Raw genomic sequence first — 25,276 nt, 5'->3', positions numbered from 1 at the left:
CCGGGCCCTGACTCGGTCATGCCGCGACCTTCCCGGTGGCGACCAGCTCCCGCGCCCGCGCCAGTGGCTCGTGGGCGACCCAGGAGTCGAGGTCGAAATCGGCGGCCAGGAAACCGTGGGTATAGAGGAACTGCTTCTGCACCCCGAGTAGTTCCACGCGTTCGGGATCCAGCGAAGGATGCAGACCACGATGGAACTCGGTGCCGTAGGCGGCCACGACTCCCTCAGGCCCGGACAGGGTTTCGCGTTGCAGCACCTCCCGCACACCGTCGAGATTGTCGGTCGCCCAGTCCGCGGCCCGCAGGCTTTGAGCCAAGAACCCGATCACCGCGTCCGGGTTGGTGTCGAGCAGATCCTGATGCACCGTAATCGGGCGCGGGGTGCCGTTGTTGACGCGCAGACGTTTGGTGTCGGTGGCGTCCAGGTCCACCGCCACCCGCAGCCCGTGCTGCGCGGCGACTTCCTGAGCGCGGGCACCTTTGACGTAGATGGCGTCCACCTCACCCCGCAGCAACTCCTCGGCGCCCCAGGTGATGGACCGGGCACGCTGCTGAACCTCGGTGCGCACCTGCGGATCCCGCTCCACACCCAGTTCTACGACCTGCACGTCGGCGAAGGTGAGCCCACCCAGTCGCAGGGCACTGTTGAACCCGTGCAGTGCCATCGCTCGCGGGAAGCTGCGCGCCTGATCCTGCGCCCAGGCCGGGATGCCGATCCGCAGCCCCGCCAGTTCGGCCGGTGAACGCACCGGCGACTGCGGGCCGACCAGAATGGCCTGCGCTTCGTCGATCCAGGTCAGCCCGATCAGCCGGGTCGGTGAGCCCTGAGCGCGCGCGGCCAGCGCGGGCACGTTGCCGCCTTCACGCACCAAACCCTCGAGAGTGTGGTCGAAGTGGCGGGCGGCCAGCTCCGGGCCGGCGTCCTGCAGGACCCCGAAGTCCAGGCCGTGGGTACGGGCGATCTCGCCCAGCCAGCCCAGACTGTGAGCCAGCCCGCTGGCGGTCGGCACCGGGCAGCGGGTGTACCAGAGGGTGCCGGCGGGATCGGGCTGTGCTGTGTTGGTCATCTATGCCCTACCTTTCTTCATGGGTCGGTTGGGTCGGTAATATCCCGGCGGCCCAGGGGAACCGGGTGTGGCTTTCATCTCTGTGCCGTTGATGGCTCCAGGAGCTTGGCCGCCCGGTTCCCCGCGGCGACCCGGCTGCATATTGGGATGTGCGAATCAATCGCTGTGTAGGGCAACGTCGGCGCGGTCGTCTGCGGCACCTGGTTGAAACGAGCTGATGGAGGTGGGCATGGCCCAGATGTGGGCTGGCGTGGATATCGGCAAAACCGACCACCACTGTGTGGTCATCAACAGCGACGGCAAGCGGTTGTTGTCGCGGCGCGTGGCCAACGACGAAACCGAGCTGGTGAAGCTCCTCGACGACGTCGGTGGGCTGGCCGAGACCGTGACCTGGGCGATCGACCTCAACGACGGTGGCGCGGCCCTGCTGATCGGGCTGCTCGTGGCGGCCGACCAGCCACTGTTGTATCTGCCCGGGCGGACCTTGAACCGGGCCGCCGGCGGCTACCGCGGCGAAGGCAAGACCGACGCCCGCGACGCCGCGATCATCGCTGACCAGGCCCGGATGCGCCGTGACCTGCACCCACTGCGGCCCGGCGACGAGATCACGGTGGAACTGAAGCTGCTCACCGGCCGACGCGCTGACCTCGTCGCCGACCGCACCCGGGCGGTCAACCGGCTGCGGGGGCTGTTGACCGGGATCTTCCCGGCCCTGGAACGCGCGTTCGACAACCTCGTCCTGATCGGACCGCTGACGCTGCTCACTGGCTACCAGACCCCGGCCGCGTTGCGCCGCATCGGCACGGCAAGGCTCGAATCCTGGTTGCGGACAAGGAAAGTCCGCAACCCCGGCAAGATCGCAGCTGTTGCGGTCGAGGCCGCGCACCGCCAGCACACCCGTCTGCCTGGCGAGGAGCTTACCGCGTTGATGGTCGCCGGCCTGGCAGGGGAGGTGATGGCCCTCAACGAGCGAATCAAGGAAGTCGACAAGCTCATCGAGGGCCGATTTCACCGCCACGAACTCGCCGAGGTGATCGTCAGCCTGCCCGGTATCGGCACCCTGCTCGGCGCGGAATTCCTCGCCGCCACCGGCGCGGACATGGACTTCTTCGGCAGCCCGGACCGGTTCGCCGGTCTCGCTCCCGCGCCCTGGGACTCCGGGCGGATACGCGGGAACCTGCACCGGCCCAAGCGATATCACCGCGGACTCAACCGTGTCTTCTACATCTCGGCGATGGTCTCCATCAGCTGCTGTCCCGAATCGCGCCGGTTCTACGACAGGAAACGCGCCGAAGGCAAGAAACACACCCAAGCCGTCCTGGCCCTGGCCCGGCGGCGGGTCAACGTGTTGTGGGCATTGATCCGTGAGAAGCGCCCCTACGAGCCGCTGCCACCCCTTGCCGCGGCTGCGTGACCTGATCACCGAAACTCACCTCCCGGGCTTGACATCTTCATTGGGAAGCTCCTGAGTTCTTCGAGGGCGCGGTGCCGACGCCGAGTTCGGCGAGGAAGGCCGCGCGATAGCGCAGCGCGGCAGGGTCGTTGCCGTCGCGCGGTTGGGCCAGGTCGATCTCGGTGTCCACCGCGAACCGGCCGTGATCGAGAATGAGCACCCGGTCGGCCAGGCGCACCGCCTCGTCCACGTCATGGGTCACCATGAGTACCGCCGGGTGATGGCGGGTCACCAACTCCCCCACCAGGTCCTGCATCTGCAACCGGGTCAGCGCGTCCAGCGCGGCGAACGGCTCGTCCAGCAACAGCAGTTCGGGTTCGCGCACCAGCGCCCGCGCCAGCGCCGCACGCTGGGCTTCACCACCGGACAGGGTCGACGGCCACTGCCGGGCCTTACCGTCCAGATGCACCTCGGCCAGCGCGCGCAGGCCCGCCTCCCGGGTCTGCTTCGAACGGCGTTGCCCCACCGTCACATTGGCCAGCACCCGCTTGGACGGGATCAGCCGCGGCTCCTGATAGACGGTGGTGCGCACCGTCGGCACCAGTACCTGCCCGGCGTCGGAGGTTTCCAGGCCGGTGAGCAGGCGTAGCAGGGTGGTCTTGCCGGTGCCGCTGGGGCCGAGCAGGACCACGAACTCGCCGCGGCGAATGGTCAGATCGACCCCGTCGAGGACGATCTTGTCACCGAAGGCCTTGCGCAGTCCGGTGATCCGCACGGCGACCGGCGCGGTGGCACGCGGTGACTGTTCGACGGCGGTCATCGGATTGCCAACTGCCGCCGCCAGGGCATCGCATACCGTTCGGCCAACCGCACCACGGCGTCGAAGATCAAGCCCAGCACCGCGTACAGCACCACGCACAGCACCATGTAGTCGGTGCGGTTGTACTCCTGCGCCAACGTGACCAGATAACCCACACCCTCGGTGGTACCGACCTGCTCAGCGGCGATGAGGCCGGTGATGCTGATGGACAAGCACACCCGCAGCGCCATGAGGATCCCCGGCAGCGCCGAGGGCAGGATCACCTCCAGCACCAGCCGCGCCCCGCTCAAACCGAATCCGCGCGCAGCCTCGACCACTTTGCGGTCCACATTGCGCACTCCCAGATAGGTGTACGCGTACATGGGCGCGATTGTGGCCACAGCGATGAGTGCCACTTTGTACAGCTCGTCGATGCCGAACCAGGCGATGAACAAGGGCACCAGCGCCAGGAACGGCACCGCGCGCACGATCTGCATGGTCGAGTCCACCAATTCCTCACCGAGGCTGGACAATCCGGCGAGCAGGCCGAGCAGCAGCCCGACACCGACGCCCAGCCCGACACCGAACGCGGCCCGGGTGAACGAGGCCACCGCGAAGTCGAGCAGCTGGCCATTGCCCAGCAGTTCGGTGAACGCCGACCAGACCTTGGGCGGTCCGGCCAGCACCTGCGGCGAGAGCACACCGGTGGCCGAGCCGATCCACCAGGCGGCGACGATCAACGCGGGCAGCAGCACACGCAGCGGTACCGACAGCCAAGCCGGATGTGCTTTCTCGACCCGAGTCCGCGGCGGAGCCAACGCACCGAGGTCTTCCTCGGCGACGGGGACTGTGAGCACAGCCATGTCAGTGACCCGTCTCGAGTGCGGCCAGTTGCTCAGGAGTGAGCTTGGCCTTCAGGTCGTAGAAGATGTCGGAGGCACTGATCTTGCGGGTAATCACGCCGTTGTCGGCGAACAGATTTACTACATCGGCCAGATCGGTGGCATCGGAGTCGGCCGGCAGCCGCGGCACGGTCGCCTCCGCCCCGACCCGCAGAGCGTCGGCCAGGCGCGCACCACTGATCGCGCGCGGACCGGTCTGCTCGAAGACGTTCTCGAACCCGGCGGGATTGTCGTGCTGCTGAGCGGTCAGGCTCTGCAGCACTTCGAGGTACTTGGCCGCGACTTCGGGCCGCTTGTCGAGGATCTCGGTGCGGAACACCACCACCGAGTTGTCCTTGGAGCCGATGCTTTGTTCGGTGGCGATCTCCACGCCGCCGTTGGCCTTGGCCTCCTGATACGGCACCAGGAACGACGCCCACGCATCGACCTTGCCGGTCGCGAACGCCGAGGCGGCGTCCTTCTGCTGCAACGGAACTCGCGTCACCTTGTCAGCCGGGATACCGGCCTGCGCCAGTGCCTTGAGCAGGATGTATTCGCCCTTGGCAGCCGGGTTCACCGCGACCCGCTTGCCGACCAGATCCGCGACGGAGTGGATGCCGGAATCCTTGCCGGCGATGATGCCGCTCTGATCCTTGCCCGCCGGGTCCTGCACCGCGACGATACGCACGGCCACGTCCTTGGACAGCGCACCGACCACCGGGCTGAACGCGGCACCGGAGACATCGAGTTCCTTGGTGTTGAACAGTTTCAGCATGGAGCTGAATCCCGGTGTGGTCGTGACCCATTCGACCTTCGCGCCCAGCGGTGCGAGCGCCTTGTCGAAGGTACCGTCGCGCTTGGCCACCGCCAGCGGACCGGAATTGCCGGGGTCGGCCACCTTCAGTACCAGCTCCGCCCGCGAGCCCGCCTCGGTGGCGGTTCCCGAGCTACACGCCGCCACCAGAGCAACGACGGGGGCGAGCGCGAGCGCGAGACGCCAACGGCTTGGCCTGCGCGTGCAGAACATCGTGGAATACCTCTTCCGAGTCAGGGATCGAAGCCGATCAATGAGCAGCGACAGTAGGGGCGCAGCCGCGGCGTTGCGAGGTAATGCTTTCCGAGGATCGGAAGGCTTGACACGTACACAATGGAGGCGTTATTGGACACCTATTTTCGGTCGACCGGGCGAAATATAAGCTGCCGCCGCGCTTTTCGCTCGCCGTGAGCAGAACCCAGATAACGCCACTGTTTCCACATATCGGAAAGGACTGTCGCCCAGCGGCACCGCCGCGCCGTGTTACCGTCCCCGGCGTGGAAGCTTCCGGAGTGCAGACCGTCGCCCGTGCCCTGTCTGTGCTGGACTGCTTCCGCGGCGGCGAGGAACGCGGCGTATCAGAGATCGCCCGCCAGCAGGGCCTGGCGGTCAGCACCACCCACCGGCTACTGAGCGCCCTCGTGCAGGCCGGATTCCTCGACAAGAACGAAACCTCTAGCCGCTACCGCATGGGCGGCGCCCTAGCCGAATACGGCCAGATCGCCTACCGCCAGCACCGCATCTACCTCGCCGAACCCAGCCTCGAACAGCTCGCCACCACCACCGGCGCCAGCGCCTCGGTCGCCATCCGCCACAGCATCCACGCCGTACTGCTGGGCACCAGCCGCTGGCGCGACAGCGACGGCCACCGCCTCATGGGCGTTCGACTTCCCCTGCACGCCAGCGCCCTGGGCAAAGCTTTGCTCGCCTGGTCCGACACCCCCGACGACTTCCTGACCACCCTGCCCTACGACGAAGGCACCGCCCGCTCGGTCTCCACCCCCGCCGAACTGCGAGAAGAACTCACCCGTACCCGATCCCGCGGCTACGCCTACAACGACGAAGAACTCGACCCCGACTTCCGCACCATCGGCCTGCCGATCCTCACCCCAGCTGGCGACGCCCGCTTTGCCCTCGGCCTGCGCGGCCCCACCACACTCATGATCCCCGAGCGACTCCCGTTCCTCGTCGAGCTGGCCAAAGTGACCGCCACCGAGATCGCCACCCGCTTCGCCGCCGACCAGACCGGCGAATGACACCCGAACACATTGCCGTGCAAGGTATCCATGAGGTTCCCTGTCAGAGGTTTAACCGGTACCGAGCCGTCGACGACCGCTCCAGCAGGTCCGGACGCGCGTCGCGTGGCGGTCGGACTGACGACAGCGAGTCCTCGACGCGAGAGGTCGACGGTCCGGTGGCAACGACCAGGTTGGCACCATTACCACATCGGCGCGTCCCCTCCTCAGAAGATCGGCCCACAGTCTCCCAGACGACGAAAATCCTTGTGATCAAGCTGATTTCATCTCACCGTTCAGGAACAGGCGCGCACGCACGCGGGTTGCCCCTGGCATGACTCTCGGAATTGCGCTCGCTGCCTCGAATTCGGGCAACTACGTCGACCAGATCGTGGCGCAGGCCCGCTCGGTCGCCGAGCTGGGTATCGGGTCGGTGTGGTTCGGACAGCGGATGGACTACGACTCCCCCGCCCTCGCCGCCATCGTCGGCCGGGAGGTGCCGGGCCTACAGGTCGGCACCTCGGCCATCCCCGTGGTCGGCCGCCATCCGCTGCTGGTTTCCTCTCAGGCGCAGACCGCCCAAGCCGCGACGCACGGGCGCTATCACCTGGGTCTGGCCGTCGGTTCGACGCTCGCCGCCAGCGCGTTCGGCACAGCCTTCGATCGGCCCATTACCCGCTTGCGCGAGTTCCTCATCGGGTTGCGGGAGTTGCTCGACACGGGCACCGCCGGCTTCCACGGCGAACTGCTGACGGTCACACCGCCGCTGCCGACCGCGGTTCCCGGGGCAGAACCGCGTGTACCGGCGTTGGTGGCCGCGATGGGGCCGCAAGCATTACGCGTCACCGGCGAACTCGCCGACGGCACCCTGCCGTATCTGGCGGGCCCGAAGACCTTGAGCGAGCACATCGTGCCGGTGATCACGCAGACGTCGGAAACCGCACCGCGCATCGTCGCCTTCGTCCCGGCAGTCGTCACCGCCGATGTCGAGGGCACCCGTGCGACGGCGGTGCAACAGCTGGCGTTCTACGAGCAGGTGCCGTCCTATCGCCGGGTCATCGAACTCGAAGGTGCCTCGCGGGCAGCGGAACTGGCACTCATCGGCGACGAGGAAACCATCGCCGCCGGAATCCAGCGCTACTACGACGCAGGCGCCACCGAGGTCGTGCTGACCACGACGGATCTGGCCGGCCCGGACGATCAGCATCGCACTTGGGCGCTGGCCGGGGCACTCGCGGCAGACCGGGCCGGCTCCTCGTCTGCTGCGGCCCTGCCCGGGTTGTAGGCATCGCGCCATCGGCGAACTCGGCCCGGGCGCACCCGCGCACGGCGTCGCCGACCAACCCGAAGAGTGGCGAGGCTGGCGAGCGCGCACAACGCGGTGGTTACCAGTCCATGCGGTTCCAGGCGCCGACGCTTGTCGATGTGGCCTGGTCGAAGGCTCGTTGGCAGATCTCGTCGATGATCGGGTTCTTGGCCAGGTTGTAGTCGGCGGGAGTGTCGGCTGTCAGACCTTGGAACGGGCCCAGTTCGATGTCGAACGGCACGGACGGCCGCGGCCGCGGCCGCGCCAAAGTTGATGATCATGGTGTAGCCGAACATGGCGGCCGCGCAGATCGCGATGAACTGGTCCCACACGGCCCATGTCTGACGCTGAGCACGGCCTGCGCGTCATCGGATGCGATCGGCATGGACGCGCGGAGATTGCCTCCGGCCAGGTGGACGTTGCCCTCGTCGGCGGCACGGAAGGCGGGCCTCGCCTGAGGTGTCGGTGACGACGGTTTCGTGCCGGCCAGCGCCTACGCGCGCTACGGCTACTGGGCGCGCCCACGACGAATCCCCGGCTGGCTTGCCGCCCGCTCGACGCGGACTGCGGCGGCATGGATGGCGAAGGGGCAGGCATGTTCGTGCTCGAGAGCGCGGAACACGCCCGGTGCCGCGGCGCCCGGATCCACGCGTGGGCGCAGGGCTAGGCACCTACTGCGGTGTACCGGGTTTGGTGCAGACGAATTGCATGACGTCGATGCGGCCACAGCGAGCGTAGTCGGCGCATCCAGTCAAATACCGGATGCAGGCGTTGTAGGTATCGGGTCCGGCGAGTTCGATGGCGCGGTCGCGGTGCTTGTGCAATGCATCGGCCCAATGGTCGAGGGCGGTGGCGTAGTGCGGTCCCACCGACTGCATGTCGGTAACGGTGAATCCGGCGTCTTCGGCGTATGCGGTGACACCTTTGGGATCGCGTCCGCTTGGGGGCAGTAGCGGGCCGCCGCCGAAGATGGTTTCGGTGAGGAACCGCATGAACGCGTCATCGATGCTGGTGTGTTGAATTCCGTGTCCACGCAGTTCGTCGCGGTTGTCGCCGACGATTGCCTGCAGCAGCAGCACTCCATCGGCGGGCATTGTGCGGTAGGCGAATTCGAAGAACTCGCCGTAGCGGTCTCGTTCGAAGTGTTCGAACGCGCCGATACACACGATCCGGTCTGCGCGGCGGTCGAATTCCTCCCAGCCTTGCAGCCGCACCCCACCATAGGGGCGCCCTCGGATCACCCGGTCGACCAGCAGATTCCGCACATACCGGTACTGGTCACGGCTGGGAGTCAGCCCGATCACATTCACCCCATAGGTGTCCATAGCGCGCAACATGGTCGAACCCCAGCCACAACCGACGTCCAACAAGGTCATCCCCGGCCGCAGATCGCACTGGGCCAGAGCGAGGTCGATCTTCGCCAACTGGGCTCGTTCCAAGGTGTCGTCTGGCTGGGGGCAGAACGCGCGACTAGGGGTAAGGGTCGGGTCGAGGAACAGTGCGAAGAACTCATCCGGCAGCTCGGCGCGGGATCGGACCTCTGCGAAGGTCGGCTCCCCCGATAGGTCGGTGATCTTTCGATGGGCCTTGCTGAGGCTCTGGGGGCTCAAACGTCTTCCTCCTGGTTTTGCTGGGCGAAGCACATCTCCTTGTGCCCATAACACAGCGGAAGCGATAGACTGACGGTCTCAATCTGAGACGCGCGTCATCCATTGAGATGGCCGCCACCATGGGTTGAGCAACAAGCACCGAGGTATGAGCAGATGCCGGATCCTCGAGCCGACGTCGCCGTGAGCCTAGAGAAGGCGCGCGAACAATTCCTCACCGTGGGTTCGCTCGATTTCCCGCCGGTGCGCGACACTGTGCTCGATTCGTGGTACCGATCGCGCGCGCTGCAGATCCATCCCGACCGTGTGGAGCTGCCTTATGTGCGGGACCCGAATCTCGACTCCCCGCTGGTGAGCGCCGCTGCGCCGGTACTGCGGCGGCTCGCGAGCGACCTGGCCGACCAGGCTGTCAGCGTCATCCTGACCTCGTCGGATGGGCTCTTGCTCGAGCGCTACGCCGCCGATGCCACAATCATGCGCACACTCGACGGTGTGCAACTCGCTCCCGGCTACAGCTATGCCGAGGACTTCGTCGGCACCAACGGAATCGGCACCACCCTGGAAACAGCCACCCCGACGTTCATTCGCGGCGGCGAACACTATCTCGGCACCCTCGGCGGGCTCGCGTGTGCAGGCTCGCCCATTCGCCACCCGCTGACGCGCTCGATGCTGGGCGTCATCGATCTCACCTGCTGGGCCAGCAGATCAGATCCGCTGCTGCTCGCCCTCGCCAACAGCGCGAGCAGCCAGATCCAGGACCGGCTCCGCGCGCTCGCCAGCGAAACCGAGACCGCGCTGCTGGAGACGTATCTGCGCCAATGCCGCCAGTATCCGCTCGGCGTGCTCGCGATCGGTGGCGACGTGGTGCTGATGAACCACTACCTGCGCCAGGCTCTCGACCCGCACGACCAAGGAGCGTTGCTGCAATATTCGACCGACCTGGTTCGTCCCGGGGCCGTCGGCGCCCTCCTGGCCCCGCTGCCGAGCGGGCAGACCGCGAAAGTGACAGCAGTCGAACGTATTTCGATACGTGGCAGCAGCTTCAACACAGTCCTGCACGTTCAGCTGCTCATCGACCGCGCCGTGGACCACCCGATCGCACACGGCACCCTCGCATTGCCCGGCATCGCCGGTAGGAGCAGCTCGTGGCGGCGTAGCTGCCAGCAGGTCGAACGCTGCTGCCGGAATCGCGAATGGGTGGTCATCGATGGCGAAAAGGGTTCCGGACGAACAAAACTCGCGAAATCTGTCGTCGCGCATGTCAGCCCCGGCAAGATGGCCCGGGTGCTGCGGACGGCCGACTTCGCCGACACCGAGGGACTGCTGTCCGCGCTGCGCACCGAAACCGGCAACAGCAATTTCAACGTTGTCATCAAAGATATGGACCGCCTGCCGACCGAGGCGATCGAGCCGATCGCGGACATACTCCAGACCTGTGCCGGTCGCGGATGGATCGCGGCAACAATGCATTCGGCCACGCCCGCTACGGCTCTCGATTCGCTGCTGCCACTGTTCAGCCAGACCGTCGGCGTGCCCGCACTCCGGCACCGCATCGAAGACCTCGAAGAGCTGGTCCCCTTCCTGCTGGGCGAGCTGACCAACGGCGCCGAAGTCCGGCTTGCCCCGGACGCCATGCGCCAGCTCAACAAGCTATCGTGGCCAGGCAACGTCGCCCAACTACGCCGGGTGCTAGCCGAAACCATTTCACAGCAACGATCCGGTCTGATCCACATCGACAGCCTGCCACCACAATGCCATTCGCTGACCCGGCGCAAACTGAGCCGGATCGAGGCACTGGAACGCGACGCGATCGTGCGCAGCCTGCAGGAGAACAGCGGCAGCAAGGCCGAAGCCGCCGCGGCACTAGGGATATCGCGGGCGACCATCTACCGCAGGATCAAGGACTTCGGCATCGAGTAGGCACAGTTGCCCGGATCGCGCCCGACAGACATCAATCAGTTGAACCAGTACCCGCACCGCGCCAACACCGCCCGCTTCATCGCCGGGCTGAACTGAGCCTCAACAGCGAGGTTGGCTGCGAACAGGTATCTGTTGGCATTCTATCGGTAGCAAGCCACACCCTGATCTGGTGACACTGTCTTCATGCGGAGTGGTCCTCGGTCACGCAGAGCACCCGACCGAACCGCATGTCATCGAGACAGCGTGCCTCGACGCCGCGGCTCGAGAGAGAAGGAGAAACGCATGGCGACGTTCGTCCTGGTGCCCGGCGGTTGGCACGGTTCCTGGTCGTTCGAGGCGGTGGTTCCGCTGTTGGAGCGTGCCGGTCATGCCGTTCACGCCCTGACCCTGACCGGTCTGCGGTCAGACGACGACGACGCGTCGGTTGCGACCGCCAACCTCGACACGCACGCCGACGACGTATTGCGGCTCCTCGATCGTGCCCACATCACCACCGCGACCCTGGTCGGTCACAGCTACGGCGGGATGGTGATCGCTGCCGCCGCCGACCGCGCCCGCGGCCGGGTCTCACGCCTGGTGCATCTCGACGCATACGTCCCGCGCGACGGCGAGTCGTGCTGGTCTTCAACGACCGAGCGCTACCGACAAGTGTTCGCCGCCGGCGCTGCGAGCACCGGCTACGCCGTCCGACCGCCGGACGGCGGCGATCCTCGCCGCCGTCCCCATCCCCTCGCCTCGTTCTTGCAAACGGTCCGGCTCACCGGCGCACTCGCCCAGGTCCCTCGCAGGGAGTTCATCTATTGCTCGGGATGGGAAGACACGACGCCGTTCGCCGAACTCCGCACCCGACTCCAAGCCGATCCCGAGTGGCAGGTCCACGACCTCCCAACCGGCCACGACGCAATGCATGAGGCCCCGGATGCCGTCGCTGCACTACTGCTCAGCGAATGAATCGCGAATGCCTCGACCCACAACCGACCGGCCTGCCACTGACGGCAGGGTGATTGTTCGAGCCGCGGCTGGCGCGATGGCGCGCCTTGGGCATGGCGCCATGGCTCTAACTTCCGGACAGGACTCCGTCGACCACGACGCGGACCAACTTTTCGGGAAGATCCGGCGTTATCGGTCTGCCCGTCAAGATCACACGCAATTGGATCGAGGCGAATAATGGCTCGAGTACATCAACGGCTGCGATTCCGGGCCGGACCTCACCGCGGGTGATCGCGCGCTCGACGACAGGCGCCATCGCCCGAAGCCGGGTGTCGAAATACAATCGCCGCGCCTCGACCACAGCGGGGTTGTCCGTCGGGACAACACTCATTTGCAAAAGAGATCGCCCGACCGGACTGCCGAGATAATCACACGCCTGTTTCATGAGATCCGTCAGATCTTCGCGGAGCGAGCCGTGGTCGGGTACGACCAGCGACGCCTCGCTACGCGCCGTCAGCGCGTCGAGGATCATGCGTTCGCGGGTCTTCCAGCGACGATAGACCGATGTCTCGTGTACGCCGGCGAGCCGAGCGACCGCCGCGACAGACACAGCGTGTACCGGGGTGCCATTCATGATTTCCGACAGCACCGCGTCACGGACGGAAGTAACGATGTCTGTCGTGCTCTTGACCTGGGATGACACGCTCAACTCTTCAGGCATTCGCGCAGTATAACGACGCGAGAGCGCATTGCCCGGCAGTGGGATTTTATTGAGATTTTACCGAATGGGACTGGAGTTGAACGGCGCGTCGAGCCGGACGGGTCGGAAGAAATCTGGATCTCGAATTCGATTGTGGGCAAGTAGATCCGGACCGATTGGAGGAAGCGCTCGCCGATCTTGTCGTGGCGCATCGAATGCTCTGCACCAGGGTCCGCCGGATGACACTCAGCACCGGATGGCACCCGACAGATGATGACCGCATCGCTGTCGGCAGGTCGTCGCGATGCTCGTTCTGCCGCGTGCAGAGCCTCGAGGATCGCGCGCAGAACGCGGGTATGCGCGAGGCGCTACGCCCCCTCCCAGGTGGATCCGCTTCGCCACCACCAGGTTTCGACCCCAAACCGCAACCCCCTACTACGTCTGACTATGGATGAGTTGAGTCACAGCAACTCGTGTTGCGCAGTTGGGCCGACCCGATTATGGTCATACGCAAGTCGACTTGCGCGATGTCAGGCGGGGCCGGATAGGGGAGATCCTCGAAGCACTTGTTGTGTTGTGCATACGGTGACTATGCGGTAAGGAAACGCCGCGCCTGGAAGAAAGTCGACTTGAACGCGACATTGCCGTCGCCGCGTTCGACAATGCTGTCGCTACGTTCATTGCAAATAATTGGCCCGCTAGAGCCGTATCTGCACAGTGAATCGGAGATCCTGATGAGCCTCGAAACGGACGTGTACGGCGACATCGCCGACTATCTGGAAAACCACTACAGCATCGAGATCGACAAGGTAGACCCTTCCGCGACATTCGAGGAACTGGGTCTGGATTCGCTCGGCCTGCTTGGCATTGCGGACATATTGGAGCGAAAGTACACGATTTCGCTGAATGACGAGCGAATCGCCAGTATCAAGACTTTCGGCGAACTCGTCGATACCGTGCGGTCACGCTCGGAGGAATCCAGCGCGAAGTCCCTATAGAGGACCGAGTGTCACATTCGACAGCATTGGAGAATTCGGTGACCGCATATATCACCAGTACTGGTCGCTTTCTTCCGGGCGAGCCGGTAACAAACGACGAAATCGAAGACTTTATTGGCAAAGCGGGAAACGCGAGCTCTGCTCTTCGGGACACGATTCTCGCCAATAGTGGTATCAAAACTCGCTATTACGCCCTGGATCGGGAACAGCGAACTGTGTTCTCGAATACGGAGTTGGCCGCTCGGGCGGTGGAGGATGCCGTCGAGCGATCGGAGATCGCTGCGGAAGATTTACAGTTACTTGCCGCCGCCACGACGCTACCGGACCTGATGGGACCGGGTCACGCGAGTATGGTCCATGGCCGCCTCGCATATCCGCCGTGCGAGATCGTCACCGCGCACGGCATCTGCAGCTCGGGAATGATGGCGCTGAAGAACGCCTACTTGCAGGTGGCAATCGGCGAGAAGGCAGCCGCTGTCGCGGTCGCCAGCGAGTTCGCTTCTCGTGGATTCAAGAGCAGCCGATACAAGTCGCTGGAGAGCCGGACCGAGGAAGGTTCGCTGCCCATGGAGACCGCGTTTCTGCGGTATATGCTCTCCGATGGCGCGGGAGCGGCGGTCGTCCAGGACAAGCCGAGATCGAACGGGGTGAGCCTACGCATCGACTGGATTTCGCTGACCTCGTACGCCAATACCGAGAAAGCGTGCATGTATTTCGGCAGCGAGTCCAACGATGCCGAGAAGACCTGGATGGATTATCCGAACGCAACGGAAGCCGCTGACGCCGGTGCTCTGGTCGCACGACAGCGACTCTCGCTGCTACCACATCTGGTAAAGGTCGGTATCGACGAGTATGAGCGTTTGCTGAACGACGGGAAATTCGACCCGACTACTTTGAAATGGATTCCGGCGCACTATTCGAGCGAGCGGATGAAGTCGATGGTGCTCGGCGAATTGTCGCGGCGCGACGTTCCACGGCCGGGGCCCGAAGTGTGGTACAGCAATCTCACCCGTGTCGGGAATATCGGCAGCGCAAGTATTTTCGTGATCCTCGACGAAATGCTGCGCGACGAGCTCATCACGCCGGGCGACACGCTGCTGTGCATGGTCCCGGAATCCGGGCGTTTCGCGATTTCGTACATGCATCTCACGGCAGTGGGCGGCACGGGCTCATGAGTGCTGCGCCTCGGGATCTGCCCGTGCGGGACGTCGGCGCCGAACCGGCTGTGATCGCGGTGTATTGGTTTTCGCAGACCGGACAACTGCGTGAGTGTCTCGAACATTTTCTCGAGCCACTGGTAGAAGCCGGTTGCGACGTCCGGTGGATCGAAGTCACCACCTCCGGTGACTTTCCGTTTCCGTGGTCACTCGGTCGTTTCTTCGGGGTATTTCCGGAGGCCGCAGACGCCGAGGCGACCGTGGACATCTCCATCGAGGACGGCGGTCGACCAGCAGGCGATGATGTAGATCTCGTGCTCGTCGCGCACCAGGTGTGGTACCTCAACCCGTCGATTCCGATGCGAACGCTGGTGCGGCGCTACCCCGATCTGGTGACCGATCTGCCGGTCGTTCAGTTCATCGCATGCCGCAATATGTGGGCGTCCGCGGCGGTGAGTATGCGCACCATGCTCACCGCCGCGGGTGCTCGCCAAATCGGTGTTATCGCGGTTACGGATACCGCCAATCAACTTGTGTCACTGTTCACCACCCTGCGGTGGTTGTTGTTGGGCCGGCGGGAGGCGTCGTTCGGTCTGCGTGCCGCCGGTGTGCCCGATGCCGAGCATCAACGGCTGCGTCGGCTCGGTCGGCAACTGGTCGAGGCAGGCGCTGCCAGCGGCGAGCGGGTCACCGCTGTGATGCCCGAGGTGTTGGTGCGGGCCGAATCAGCACGCGAAAATGCCGCGGTGATCGGTCCGGACCTGCTGGCCGGCGCGGCATTTCGATTCGCGGCAGGACGGATCCGCCGCCACACCAGGCCCGGTGGGGTCGGTGAGAAAGCAGCACTGGCCGTTTTCGTCAGCGCGCTGGGTTCGGCGATCGCAATCGGCCTGCCGGTAGCCACAGTGGCGCGCATCGCTTTTCGTCATCGAGTGGACGCCGCCATCACTAAGTATCTCGACCGCACGCTGTACGCGGTTGCCGACGACGGCGTGCCCGTGCGGCCTCGACACGAGGTGCCACTATGAGTGTCGACGACTGCGAGGTATTGATTGTCGGTGGTGGTCCGACCGGCCTGATCGCCGCACATCTATTGGGCCGCACGGGGATTCGCACCCACCTGGTGGAGAGCCGATCGAGTGCGTCCACACATCCGCGGGCCACGATGGTCAATGTTCGCACCGCGGAAATACTGCGGGACCTCGAACTGCTCGGTCCGGCACAGGAGGTCGGCACCAGTCTGGAGGCGTCCAGTCGGGTCAGTTTCCACACCACCCTGGTCGGTGCTGAACTCGGCGAGATCGACATGGTGGGAGATGCCGAGAAACTCATGCGGACGGTGTCGGCGAGTCCAGTGCTGCCGCTGATCTGTCCGCAGAACGAGTTGCAGACGCTCTTGCTGCGTGAGTTACGCAACTACCCCTGCGTCAGCGTCGAGTCGGGTGTGGAGATCACCGATCTGATCGTCGACCCCGATGGGGTCGGCGCGGTACGAGCGGACAATTCCGCGCTACGCGCTTCCTACGTGGTCCTCGCCGAGGGAATTCACGGTCGGTTGCGTGAGCGCGTCGGCATTACAGTCCAGGCCTGCGCACCGCTCGGAACGATGTTGGACATCCATTTCACCGCCGATCTCGGCTCGGCGGTCGCAGGCAAGCAGAGCGCCCTGTACTGGGTCATCAACGATGACATACAGGGGGTGCTCATCACCGTCTCGCCGCAGCGCGGTACCTGGCTGCTCGAGCTGACCGGCATCGACATCGACCCATCGGCGATGCCCGACAAAAGCGAATGTGAGCGCCTGGTCCGAATGGCGATCGGTGCGGCCCACATCGACATCACGATCGAGTCGGTCCGGACGTGGGCGATGGGTACGACGGCCGTCGACCGGTGGAGTGACGTCCACCAACGGGTATTCGTGGCAGGCGACGCGGCGCACAGCTTCCCGCCGACCGGTGGCTTCGGCATGAATACCGGCATCCAGGACGCGCACAACCTCGCGTGGAAGCTGCACGGTGTGCTGCGTGGCTGGTCGAGTCCGCGGCTGCTGAACACCTACGAACCCGAGCGCCGCCGCGTCGCGGACTTCAACGCCGCGCGCAGCGTGCACAACGCCGTTGCCATGGACGAGTTCTTCACATCGGCACGGTCGCTGATCGGATCCGGAAAGGGATCCGACCCCGAGATCAGCGAGGCCGCCGCACTGGCCGACGGCATCGAACGACAACGGCCGCATTTCGACTTCTACGGTCAGGCAAGGGGATTCGTCTACTCCACCGACGAAGACCACCCGCAACCGGTTGTCGCGGACGTGGTCGACTATCACCCCAGAGTGATAGTCGGTGCCGTCGCACCACATCTGTGGCTGGAAGAGGATGGCCGACGCACGGCCGTCGCCGATCTGACCGACGGGGCCTTCGCGCTGCTGACTTCCGTCGAAGCCGCGCCCGAATGGCGGGACTCGTTCGGCGCGTGGGCGTCGGTGCTCGGTGACATACCGCTGCGGGTATGGCCGGTGTCCCCGGTACCGCGTTCGGACGCCTTACACGATTTCCGCGACGACGCCATCGGGGTCTTCGGTTTGTCCGACGCGGCGGCAGTCGTCGTGCGTCCCGACGGCCACATCGGCGCGATATTGCCCGGTGCGGATCCGCACGGCGAATTGGCCCGATACCTCAACTCGATACTCGGCGAGAAAGCAGTGACCGCATGACCGACATTTCCCAGGACGACACCTCCGGCGTCGATCCGCAGCTCGCCGCGGATCTGCTCAGCAATGACCGGGGTCGGGTCAAGCGCGCGATCGAGAGCATCTCCGCACAGCGGCTCGCGGACCATCTCGAGACCGACACCGGCACAGCGGGTTTGGTCGCGGCATTCGATTTGATGCCGACGTTCTATCGCGGCGGTCTGCCCGAGCGTGTGGTGATTCGCTGGGCCGTGACCCGGCGCTCGCAAGGCAAACTCGAACGCGACGTCGAGCTGACCCCCGACAGCTGCACAATCGGCGAAAAGGGCGCCTTCTCCGCGCAACCGGCGGCGACACTTACCGCACCCGCGTCGGCGTTCGTCGCGCTGGCCTGCGGTGCGACGCGCGGTGTCGAACTGATGTCGCGGGGTGATCTGCGGGTGGCGGGCAACGTGCAGCTCGCGATGAAGATGGAGCGCCTGTTCGATCTCGAGCCGAATGCGACATCGTCATGAGCGCGCCGAGCCTGCCGCGCGCGGTGACCGCGCGGCGCAGGGTCGCCATCACCGGGATCGGTGTGGTGTCGCCGGTGGGAAACTATCCCGGCGTGCTGTGGGACAACCTGCTCGAAGGTCGTTCGGGCGTCAGCCCCATCACCACGTTCGACGTTGCGAACAAACGGGTCCGGATCGCCGCGACGGTCGACGATTTCACGGCGACGGACTGGATGGAACGCAGGGACGCCATCCGGTTCGATCGTTTCTGTCAGCTCGCGATGGCAGCCTCCGACCTGGCACTCAAAGACGCCGGTGAGCTCAGCGCCGATCCGTCGGACGTTGCGGTGATCATCGCCAGCGCACTCGGCGGGGCCGACACGATTCGCACCACAGTCGGCAACGACCCGGACGGTGAACGGATCCCACCGACCTTCATCCCCGTATCAATGTCCAATGTCGCCGCCTCGGTGGTGGCCCAACGCCACGAATTCGGAGGGCCGAGCTACTCGCCGAGCAGCGCGTGCGCGTCCTCGGCCGACGCCGTCGGCCAGGGCATGCGGATGATCAGAGACGGATACGCCGACGCATGCGTCGTCGGTGGATCCGAAGCCTGCGTCAATCCCGTTATGCTGGCGGGCTTCGCCAGTATGCGGGCACTGTCGCGGCGCAACGACAGTCCCGAGCAGGCCGCGCGCCCCTTCGACGCCGACCGCGACGGATTCGTGTTGGGCGAAGGCGCAGCGGTGCTGGTGCTCGAGGACATGGATCACGCTCTCGCGCGGGGGGCGACCGTATACGCCGAAATCGCGGGCTACGGTCAAACGAACGACAGCCACCATCTGACCGCACCGCGGGCCGATGGTTCCAGCGCCGCTCGGTCGATTCGCAGCGCGCTGCGCGACGCGGGCATCTCGGCAACCGATGTGGACTACGTCAACGCCCACGGCACGGGCACAGTCCTCAATGACCGCGCGGAAATGGCCGCATTGCGTGCTGTTTTCGGTGCCGATCTCGCGAAAACCGTTGTGGGTTCTACCAAGTCGATGACCGGTCACCTCCTCGGCGCGGGAGGCGCGTTGGAGGCCGCCATTGCCGCGCTGGCCGTCAAGACATCGATGATCCCGCCGTCGGTCAATCTCGACCAGGTGGCCGAGGACTGTGCAGGCGCAGCGTTCATCTCGGCGCCGACCGACTCCGATGTCGCTGCCGTGCTGACGAATTCCTTCGCATTCGGCGGACACAACTCGTCATTGGTCCTGCGTCGCAACGACTGTTACCGCACAGAGGAGTAGCTCGTGGAACTGAAGCTCGAAGGTGAAGTCACCGCCTCATTGCATCCTCCTCGCATGGTGGGCAATACCCCGCACGGAATTCGTATGTTCATCGAAGTCGGTGAGGGAAAACTGGAGGGTGAGCGCATCAACGGGCGAGTGCTGCCCGGCGGTGGTGACTGGGTGCTGATCGGCACCGATCAGTGGGCGCGCGCCGATGTACGCGTGCAATTCGAGACCGACGACGGTGCGATCATCTACGCCCAATTCGATGGGCTGATCGAGATGACCGACGCCGTGCAGACAGCGTTCGCGGACGGGGTGCCCACCGCATTCGAGGACCAATACTTCCGGGTGCTGCCGCGCCTGGAGAGCGGTGATCCCGACTACGAATGGGTCAACCAGACGCTTTTCGTCGGTGAGGGCCGATTTACCGAAGGCTTCGGTCTGCAATACCGCTTCTACCGGATCACCTGATCCGAACTGACCGGCCTCGCACAGTGTCACATCCTTCCTCTGTCTGAAAGTGAGGTGATCGGCCCGATGAATTCATCGGATGCCAACTCGTCGTCGAGTGCGATCGACGTCCGATCGGTGACTGTGCGCCGGAAGCGGAAAACGATCCTCGACGACATCTCGTTCACCGTCGGCCAGGGCTCGGTGACGGGTTTGCTCGGGCCAAGTGGATGCGGAAAGACAACACTGATGCGCACCGTCGTCGGCGTGCAGAAGTTCTCGTCAGGCACGATCACCGTGCTCGGTCAGCCGGCCGGGCATCGGCGGCTGCGCCGTGACGTCGGCTACGTGACCCAGTCGCCGTCGATCTACGACGATCTGACCGTTCGGCAGAATGTCCGCTACTTCGGGGTGATGTACGGGACGAAGGCCGAGTCGGTGGATCGGGCCATCGAGGATGTCGGGCTGCTCACCTACCGAGACACGCTGACCGCCAAGCTTTCCGGCGGACAGCGTGCACGGGTGTCGCTGGCGTGCGCGCTGATCGCCCGGCCCAAGCTGCTGGTGCTCGACGAGCCGACGGTCGGCCTCGACCCGGTGCTGCGTCGTGACCTGTGGGCCTCCTTTCACAGCCTGGCCGATGACGGCACGACGTTATTGGTGTCGAGCCACGTGATGGACGAGGCCGAACGCTGTGATCGGCTCCTGCTCATGCGGGAGGGCAGCGTGCTCGCCGATTCCGACCCCGCGGGCTTGCTGGGGCGAACCGGTGCCGACACTTTGGAGGGCGCTTTCCTTCGGCTGATCGAGTCCAGTGACGGAGCACGATCGTCCACCACCGTGAAACACCTCTCGACTCACCAGGTTTCCGAAGAGATCCGGCCGGAGGTTTCGTTGTGAATGCCCACATGCTGTTGCACACGACCGCGCGTGTGCTCACCCAGATTCGCCACGACCGCCGCACGGTGGGGCTACTGCTCGTGGTGCCGAGCGTGCTGCTGACCTTGCTGCGCTTCGTCTTCAACGGTCGCCCCGACATCTTCGACCAATTGGGATTGATGCTGCTCGGCATCTTTCCGTACGTGTCGATGTTCATGGTCACCAGCGTCGCCATGCTGCGTGAACGCACCACCGGCACGTTGGAACGACTCATGAGCACGCCACTGTCGAAGATGGATCTACTGCTCGGCTATGGACTGGCCTTCGCCATGGTCGCCGTGGTGCAGGCCGCGGTGGCCGCCACGGTCGCCTACCAGTTCCTGGGGCTCGAATCGCAGGGGTCCATCGCCGCAGTGCTGCTGATCGTCATCGCGACGGCCGTGCTCGGCTCATCGACCGGTCTGCTGACCAGTGCGTTCGCGCAATCGGAGTTCCAGGCCATGCAGTTCATGCCCGCGTTGGTGATCCCGCAGCTGCTGCTCTGCGGTCTCGTTTGGCCGCGGGAGGATATGTCCGGATTCTTGCAAGGGCTGAGCAACGTCGTGCCGCTGCGCTACGCCGCGCAGGGGCTCACCGAGATAGGCACGTATCCACACCCGACCACCACGATGTGGATCGACCTGGTGGTCGTGGCAGCGTTCGCTGCGGCTTCCTTGCTCACCGGTGCGGTAACGCTACGCCGACGCAGTTCGTAACCATCCGATCGCAGCAGGAGCTTCCACGTGACAGCACTTCGCGTTCTTCGCCGAATACTGCCGGTACCCACTCAGGCCGACGCTTTGTTCGCACGCCGTGGGTTCCCGACATCGGCACCGATCACCAGCACACTCGAACAGGTTGGCGTGCAGGTGATCCGGGGTTTCGAGATGGGCGCAGACATTGCCGACATCGATGACCTCGCAGCGGCTCTCGACCATATCGACCCGTTCTATCGCAGCCTGGCCTACGAAGGGGCGGTGACCGCGCTCGTCACCCGCGACCTCATCGACCTTCGGCGGCGTCACCTGGCCCGGCAATTCGTCGAGGGTCCGGGTGCCCCACACGCCTATATGGCTTACGTCGGCTATGGGCTACTGATGCCGCGACTGCCCCGGTTCCTTTGGCGACGGTGCACGCCGAACCTCGGCGACGATGCGGTGTTGTCGCATCTGACCTGGCTGGCGGCCGACGGATACGGTTTCGACGGCGCGTTTTTCCAGACGCAGCGATGGGTCGACAGGCAGTGGCGGCCCAAACCGTACTCGTGGGAAGGTGACAGTTCCTACTTCCTGCGCGCCGTCGATCAGGGCGTCGGGCGAGCGTTGTACTTCGTCAACGACGCGGATCTCGAGGCGATCGCCAACCGGATCGAGCGTATGGATAAAGCCCGTCGGGCCGACATGTGGAGCGGTATCGGTGCCGCCATCGCCTATCTCGGTGGAGTCGCGGAGAGCGACATACGCACAGCGCAGCGTCGTGCCGGGCCCGCGGTCGCGGATATGGCACAGGGCGCCGCGTTCGCGATAAAGGCGCGAGCTCATGCCGGGTACCTACCGGATTGCTCGGTTTCGGCAGCACGAGTGCTCTGTAATTCCGATGTCGATGCGGTCGTCGCGGTCGTCGACGAGGCCAGCACACAACCGTTCGGCACGGGCGAGCCCGGTTACGAGCAATGGCGCCGCCGGTTACGCGAGCGGCTCACGCCACCAACGTTGTTGGGCGTGGACCGACAACCGGCCGATCAACCACGAGGAGCTTAGATGTCGCGCTTTATCGATGACGTACTGGCCAGCAGTGCCTCCGAGCGGGGTTTCTCCTACGGCGATCCCGATGCGCTGCGCAGGAAGACCTGGGCAGAGCTGCTGCGGCACAGTCGATGTGCTGCGCAGTCGCTGGCCGATCAGGGTGTGACCATGGGTTCGCGAGTCGCCATTCTTGCCGGTGAACCCGAGGACGTCGTGGTAGCGGTACTGGCCTGCTGGTTGCTCGGCGCCTCGGCCACCATGCTGCATCAACCGACGCATCGAACCGATCTGACTGTCTGGGCGCGTGACACCATCAGATCCCTCGATGTCATCGACGCCAAACTGGTGTTGATCGGACCCCCCTTCGACAGCGCGGCGACCATCCTCGCCGAGCACGATGTGCTCAGTGTGTCGATCGCCCGGCTGGATTCGTCGACACCGTTGGAGCCCACCGATGTTCCGGATGACACCTTGGCGCTACTGCAGCTGACGTCGGGATCCACCGGCAGCCCGAAAGCTGTTGCCATCACGCATGCCAACCTGTACGCGAGCGGTCACGCCATCGCGCGGGCATCCGATATGGATCCGGCCAGAGATGTCGGGGTGAGCTGGTTACCGCTGTTCCACGATATGGGCATGGTGGGGTTCGTGGCGACGCCGTTGCAGTTCGGGGTCGAGGTGGTGTGTGTGAGTCCGACGCATTTCCTACGTTCACCGCTGGTATGGATGGAACTCATCACTCGACATCACGGCACGATGACCGCCGCGCCGAACTTCGCCTACGAGATCGTGGCACGACGAATGGAGTCGGCTCCGGATGGGGCATTCGACTTGTCCAGTATGCGGTTCGCGTTGAACGGTGCCGAACCTATTGATGCGACCGCCGTCGCCCAATTCATCAGGGCCGGAGCGCGTTTCGGTTTGTCCGCAGGTGCAGTGGTGCCCGCTTACGGCATGGCGGAGGCCACGCTCGCGGTGTCGTTCAGTCCGATCGGTAAGGGCGTGCAAACCGATGCGGTGCGGCCCGACGCCATCGAGACGACCGGTGCCGCGACGCCGGCCGAGGGTGCGGACGCCCGGCTGCTGGTGACGCTAGGGGCACCGGTTCCCGGTGTCGAGGCACGAGTGCTGGACGACACCGGAGTATCTGCACAGCCCCGAACGGTCGGTGAGATCCTGATCTCCGGTGCCACGGTTACCGATGGTTACTTCACCGAAAACGGTTACAGCTCAGCGCGAAACGAGGGCGGGTGGTTGGCGACCGGTGATCTCGGCTACCTGACCGAATCGGGTGAGATCGTCGTCTGTGGGCGCAAGAAGGACACCATCATCGTCGCGGGCCGCAATATTTTCCCGACCGACATCGAACGCGCCGCCGCGACGGTGGCGGGTGTCCGACGGGGCAACACCGTCGCAGTGCGACTCGAGCCGGGGGAAATCCGCGAGAGTTTCGCGGTCGCCGTCGAGTCCGCCGATTGGAACGATGACCAGCACATCGTACGTATCCAACGGGAGGTCACCCGCGCCGTCCGCGACAGCGTGGGGGCAACACCGCGCTCGGTCGCCGTTGTCGCACCGGGTTCGATACCGAAGACACCGTCGGGCAAGGTGCGCCGAACAAACTCCGCCCACCTGGTCCGATGATCGGCCGACGCGCTGGTATCGCCGTGACCGTCCTCCTGTTGTCGATCGGCGGCACCGCCTGCACCGCCGATGGTGGTTTGCCACGTTCTGCCCAGTTGCTCCGCAACGCGGCGGCGGCGGCGCGTGCAACGACAAGCGCGCACATCACCTTGCAGCTCAGCGGCGCGCCCCTGAGCGGAGTGAGTGTGCGGGCCATGTCGGCCGACGTGGTCCGTGACGGTGACGCGCGAGCGAAAGGACAGCTGGTGGTGCCGTCGGTACTCGGTGACGCCCACGTTGATTTCGTCGAGATCGACTCGACCATCTATACCCAGGACGCCGTCGGCCGATTCGCGCCGGCGCCACCACAACAGAACGGGTCGGCTAATCCGTTACCCACTGCGTTGATAGACCCGCACCGAGGAGTCGCGAACCTCCTGACATCGATGTCTTCGGCACAGACCGAGGCAAAGGAGACCATCGCCGACGTCGAAGCGTTCCGCGTCACCGGACTCGTTGCGGCCCACGACATTGCACAGGTGGTGCCGAGCGTGACCACGGACGGGAGGTTGACCGTGTGGTTCAAAGTGGGTGGCCGACACGAGCCGGTTGCGACCCGGCTGGTGATCGGTCAGGGGGATCCCGCATCGCAATCCGTGCTCGACCTGACGGTCAGCGCCGTCAACCGTCCCGTACATGTCGCCGATCCCCGCCAATAGCTTGCGGTCGGCAAGCTACGAACACCATGCCGACGAACGGGCAACAACCATTCGGCGGCCGATGAAGGGAATCCGATGTACGACATCACCGAGATCGACCCCGAGCAAGTCTCACCGGGTGAGTTCAAGAACCTCATCGCCAACACGTCCGATGAAAAATTGCGCGCCGCGCTGGCTGATCCGAACATACGAAACACCATGCTCGACACCGTTTTCGCGCGCATGCCGGACCGGTTGAGTGTTGACGAAGCACGCGGTGTCGATGCAACCGTGCTATGGCGAGTGGGACAGACTCCCGACGAGTGGCTGGTGACGATTCGCGACGGTGCGTGCACCGTGACGAAGGCGACGGCAGGTGTCAAACCGACGGTGTCCCTGACGCTGGGAGATGTCCTGTTCCTCCGATTGTTGTCCGGGCAGGCGTCGGGGACGAAATCGATGCTTTCCGGCAAGTTGCGTGTCAAGGGTGATGTCCTCTTCGCCAGGCGAGTGGAGAAGCTGTTCAGCACGGATTGACGCCGGCTAGCGACTCGATTCCGCACCGCCCGCACA

25 protein-coding genes are annotated in these 25,276 nt (G+C 64.9%); 18 read left to right on the top strand and 7 right to left on the bottom strand.

The window, feature by feature from the left end; all coding sequences use genetic code 11:
- Positions 1-16 precede the first annotated feature (16 nt).
- Complete coding sequence (locus ACIBI6_RS00400; protein ID WP_396954878.1) at positions 17-1,066, bottom strand: ABC transporter substrate-binding protein; 1,050 nt, start codon at positions 1,064-1,066, stop codon at positions 17-19.
- A 229-nt stretch (positions 1,067-1,295) separates the two neighbouring features.
- Here ACIBI6_RS00400 and ACIBI6_RS00395 point away from each other — a divergent pair, with 229 nt between their 5' ends.
- On the top strand, positions 1,296-2,480 hold the full coding sequence (locus ACIBI6_RS00395) for an IS110 family transposase (RefSeq protein ID WP_396954877.1): 1,185 nt from the start codon (positions 1,296-1,298) through the stop codon (positions 2,478-2,480).
- Between the two features lie 37 nt (positions 2,481-2,517).
- Here ACIBI6_RS00395 and ACIBI6_RS00390 read toward each other — a convergent pair whose 3' ends face one another.
- From ACIBI6_RS00390 to ACIBI6_RS00380, 3 genes are read right to left on the bottom strand one after another with little or no spacing between them, the layout of a single operon-like run.
- On the bottom strand, positions 2,518-3,279 hold the full coding sequence (locus tag ACIBI6_RS00390; RefSeq protein ID WP_396954876.1) for an ABC transporter ATP-binding protein: 762 nt from the start codon (positions 3,277-3,279) through the stop codon (positions 2,518-2,520).
- Positions 3,276-4,121 carry an ABC transporter permease gene (locus ACIBI6_RS00385; RefSeq protein ID WP_364354327.1) on the bottom strand — a complete coding sequence of 282 codons (846 nt, stop codon included), beginning with the start codon at positions 4,119-4,121 and terminating at the stop codon, positions 3,276-3,278. The genes ACIBI6_RS00390 and ACIBI6_RS00385 overlap by 4 nt, the downstream gene beginning before the upstream one ends.
- Before the next feature lies 1 nt (position 4,122).
- Entirely contained in the window at positions 4,123-5,166 is a 1,044-nt protein-coding gene (locus ACIBI6_RS00380; protein WP_364354329.1) for an NrtA/SsuA/CpmA family ABC transporter substrate-binding protein, read from the bottom strand.
- A 284-nt stretch (positions 5,167-5,450) separates the two neighbouring features.
- Between ACIBI6_RS00380 and ACIBI6_RS00375 the strand changes: the two genes are divergently transcribed.
- Both ACIBI6_RS00375 and ACIBI6_RS00370 read left to right on the top strand, forming a co-directional pair.
- Complete coding sequence (locus ACIBI6_RS00375) at positions 5,451-6,209, top strand: IclR family transcriptional regulator (RefSeq protein ID WP_364354331.1); 759 nt, start codon at positions 5,451-5,453, stop codon at positions 6,207-6,209.
- Between the two features lie 313 nt (positions 6,210-6,522).
- Complete coding sequence (locus ACIBI6_RS00370; RefSeq protein WP_396954875.1) at positions 6,523-7,473, top strand: TIGR03564 family F420-dependent LLM class oxidoreductase; 951 nt, start codon at positions 6,523-6,525, stop codon at positions 7,471-7,473.
- 100 nt (positions 7,474-7,573) lie between these two features.
- On the opposite strand, the gene ACIBI6_RS00365 is transcribed toward ACIBI6_RS00370, so the two are convergent.
- Both ACIBI6_RS00365 and ACIBI6_RS00360 read right to left on the bottom strand, forming a co-directional pair.
- The gene (locus ACIBI6_RS00365; protein ID WP_396954874.1) at positions 7,574-7,762 is read right to left on the bottom strand and encodes a hypothetical protein; all 189 of its coding nucleotides are present in this window, start codon (positions 7,760-7,762) and stop codon (positions 7,574-7,576) included.
- 403 nt (positions 7,763-8,165) lie between these two features.
- Entirely contained in the window at positions 8,166-9,104 is a 939-nt protein-coding gene (locus tag ACIBI6_RS00360; protein WP_396954873.1) for a class I SAM-dependent methyltransferase, read from the bottom strand.
- A gap of 153 nt (positions 9,105-9,257) precedes the next feature.
- Between ACIBI6_RS00360 and ACIBI6_RS00355 the strand changes: the two genes are divergently transcribed.
- Together ACIBI6_RS00355 and ACIBI6_RS00350 are read left to right on the top strand one after the other, a co-directional pair.
- Positions 9,258-11,021: a helix-turn-helix domain-containing protein gene (locus tag ACIBI6_RS00355; RefSeq protein ID WP_364354343.1), complete on the top strand. Its 1,764-nt coding sequence runs from the start codon at positions 9,258-9,260 to the stop codon at positions 11,019-11,021.
- A 282-nt stretch (positions 11,022-11,303) separates the two neighbouring features.
- The gene (locus ACIBI6_RS00350) at positions 11,304-11,972 is read left to right on the top strand and encodes an alpha/beta fold hydrolase (protein WP_396954872.1); all 669 of its coding nucleotides are present in this window, start codon (positions 11,304-11,306) and stop codon (positions 11,970-11,972) included.
- 106 nt (positions 11,973-12,078) lie between these two features.
- Here the strand turns inward: ACIBI6_RS00350 and ACIBI6_RS00345 are convergent, their stop codons facing one another.
- Entirely contained in the window at positions 12,079-12,672 is a 594-nt protein-coding gene (locus tag ACIBI6_RS00345; RefSeq protein ID WP_364354349.1) for a TetR-like C-terminal domain-containing protein, read from the bottom strand.
- A 713-nt stretch (positions 12,673-13,385) separates the two neighbouring features.
- On the opposite strand from ACIBI6_RS00345, the gene ACIBI6_RS00340 reads away from it, so the two are divergent.
- From ACIBI6_RS00340 to ACIBI6_RS00280, 13 genes are all read left to right on the top strand, one after another.
- On the top strand, positions 13,386-13,649 hold the full coding sequence (locus ACIBI6_RS00340; protein WP_040699456.1) for a phosphopantetheine-binding protein: 264 nt from the start codon (positions 13,386-13,388) through the stop codon (positions 13,647-13,649).
- 38 nt (positions 13,650-13,687) lie between these two features.
- Entirely contained in the window at positions 13,688-14,824 is a 1,137-nt protein-coding gene (locus ACIBI6_RS00335; RefSeq protein WP_364354352.1) for a 3-oxoacyl-ACP synthase, read from the top strand.
- A complete protein-coding gene (locus ACIBI6_RS00330; RefSeq protein ID WP_396954871.1) occupies positions 14,821-15,834 on the top strand; it encodes a hypothetical protein in 1,014 nt (337 codons plus the stop codon). The genes ACIBI6_RS00335 and ACIBI6_RS00330 overlap by 4 nt, the downstream gene beginning before the upstream one ends.
- Positions 15,831-17,519, top strand: coding sequence for an FAD-dependent monooxygenase (locus tag ACIBI6_RS00325; protein WP_396954870.1), 1,689 nt, complete (start codon positions 15,831-15,833; stop codon positions 17,517-17,519). The genes ACIBI6_RS00330 and ACIBI6_RS00325 overlap by 4 nt, the downstream gene beginning before the upstream one ends.
- A complete protein-coding gene (locus tag ACIBI6_RS00320) occupies positions 17,516-18,010 on the top strand; it encodes an SCP2 sterol-binding domain-containing protein (RefSeq protein WP_396954869.1) in 495 nt (164 codons plus the stop codon). Before ACIBI6_RS00325 ends, ACIBI6_RS00320 begins: the two co-directional genes overlap by 4 nt.
- The gene (locus ACIBI6_RS00315) at positions 18,007-19,284 is read left to right on the top strand and encodes a beta-ketoacyl-ACP synthase II (RefSeq protein WP_364354364.1); all 1,278 of its coding nucleotides are present in this window, start codon (positions 18,007-18,009) and stop codon (positions 19,282-19,284) included. Before ACIBI6_RS00320 ends, ACIBI6_RS00315 begins: the two co-directional genes overlap by 4 nt.
- A gap of 3 nt (positions 19,285-19,287) precedes the next feature.
- The gene (locus tag ACIBI6_RS00310; protein WP_396954868.1) at positions 19,288-19,740 is read left to right on the top strand and encodes a DUF3237 domain-containing protein; all 453 of its coding nucleotides are present in this window, start codon (positions 19,288-19,290) and stop codon (positions 19,738-19,740) included.
- Between the two features lie 66 nt (positions 19,741-19,806).
- Positions 19,807-20,619: an ABC transporter ATP-binding protein gene (locus ACIBI6_RS00305; RefSeq protein ID WP_364354370.1), complete on the top strand. Its 813-nt coding sequence runs from the start codon at positions 19,807-19,809 to the stop codon at positions 20,617-20,619.
- Between the two features lie 8 nt (positions 20,620-20,627).
- Entirely contained in the window at positions 20,628-21,353 is a 726-nt protein-coding gene (locus tag ACIBI6_RS00300; protein WP_364354373.1) for an ABC transporter permease, read from the top strand.
- A gap of 27 nt (positions 21,354-21,380) precedes the next feature.
- On the top strand, positions 21,381-22,397 hold the full coding sequence (locus ACIBI6_RS00295) for a DUF1702 family protein (protein WP_396954867.1): 1,017 nt from the start codon (positions 21,381-21,383) through the stop codon (positions 22,395-22,397).
- Entirely contained in the window at positions 22,398-24,026 is a 1,629-nt protein-coding gene (locus tag ACIBI6_RS00290) for a fatty acyl-AMP ligase (protein ID WP_396954866.1), read from the top strand.
- Between the two features lie 23 nt (positions 24,027-24,049).
- Positions 24,050-24,724 (top strand): LppX_LprAFG lipoprotein, encoded by a 675-nt coding sequence (locus ACIBI6_RS00285; RefSeq protein WP_396954865.1) that lies wholly within the window; start codon positions 24,050-24,052, stop codon positions 24,722-24,724.
- A 75-nt stretch (positions 24,725-24,799) separates the two neighbouring features.
- A complete protein-coding gene (locus tag ACIBI6_RS00280) occupies positions 24,800-25,240 on the top strand; it encodes an SCP2 sterol-binding domain-containing protein (protein WP_364354385.1) in 441 nt (146 codons plus the stop codon).
- The last annotated feature ends 36 nt before the right edge of the window (positions 25,241-25,276 follow it).

Origin of the sequence: Nocardia sp. NPDC050412 (assembly GCF_044458825.1) — a bacterium.
Classification (GTDB): Bacteria; Actinomycetota; Actinomycetes; order Mycobacteriales; family Mycobacteriaceae; genus Nocardia.
This window is presented reverse-complemented; position numbering and strand designations above follow the sequence as displayed.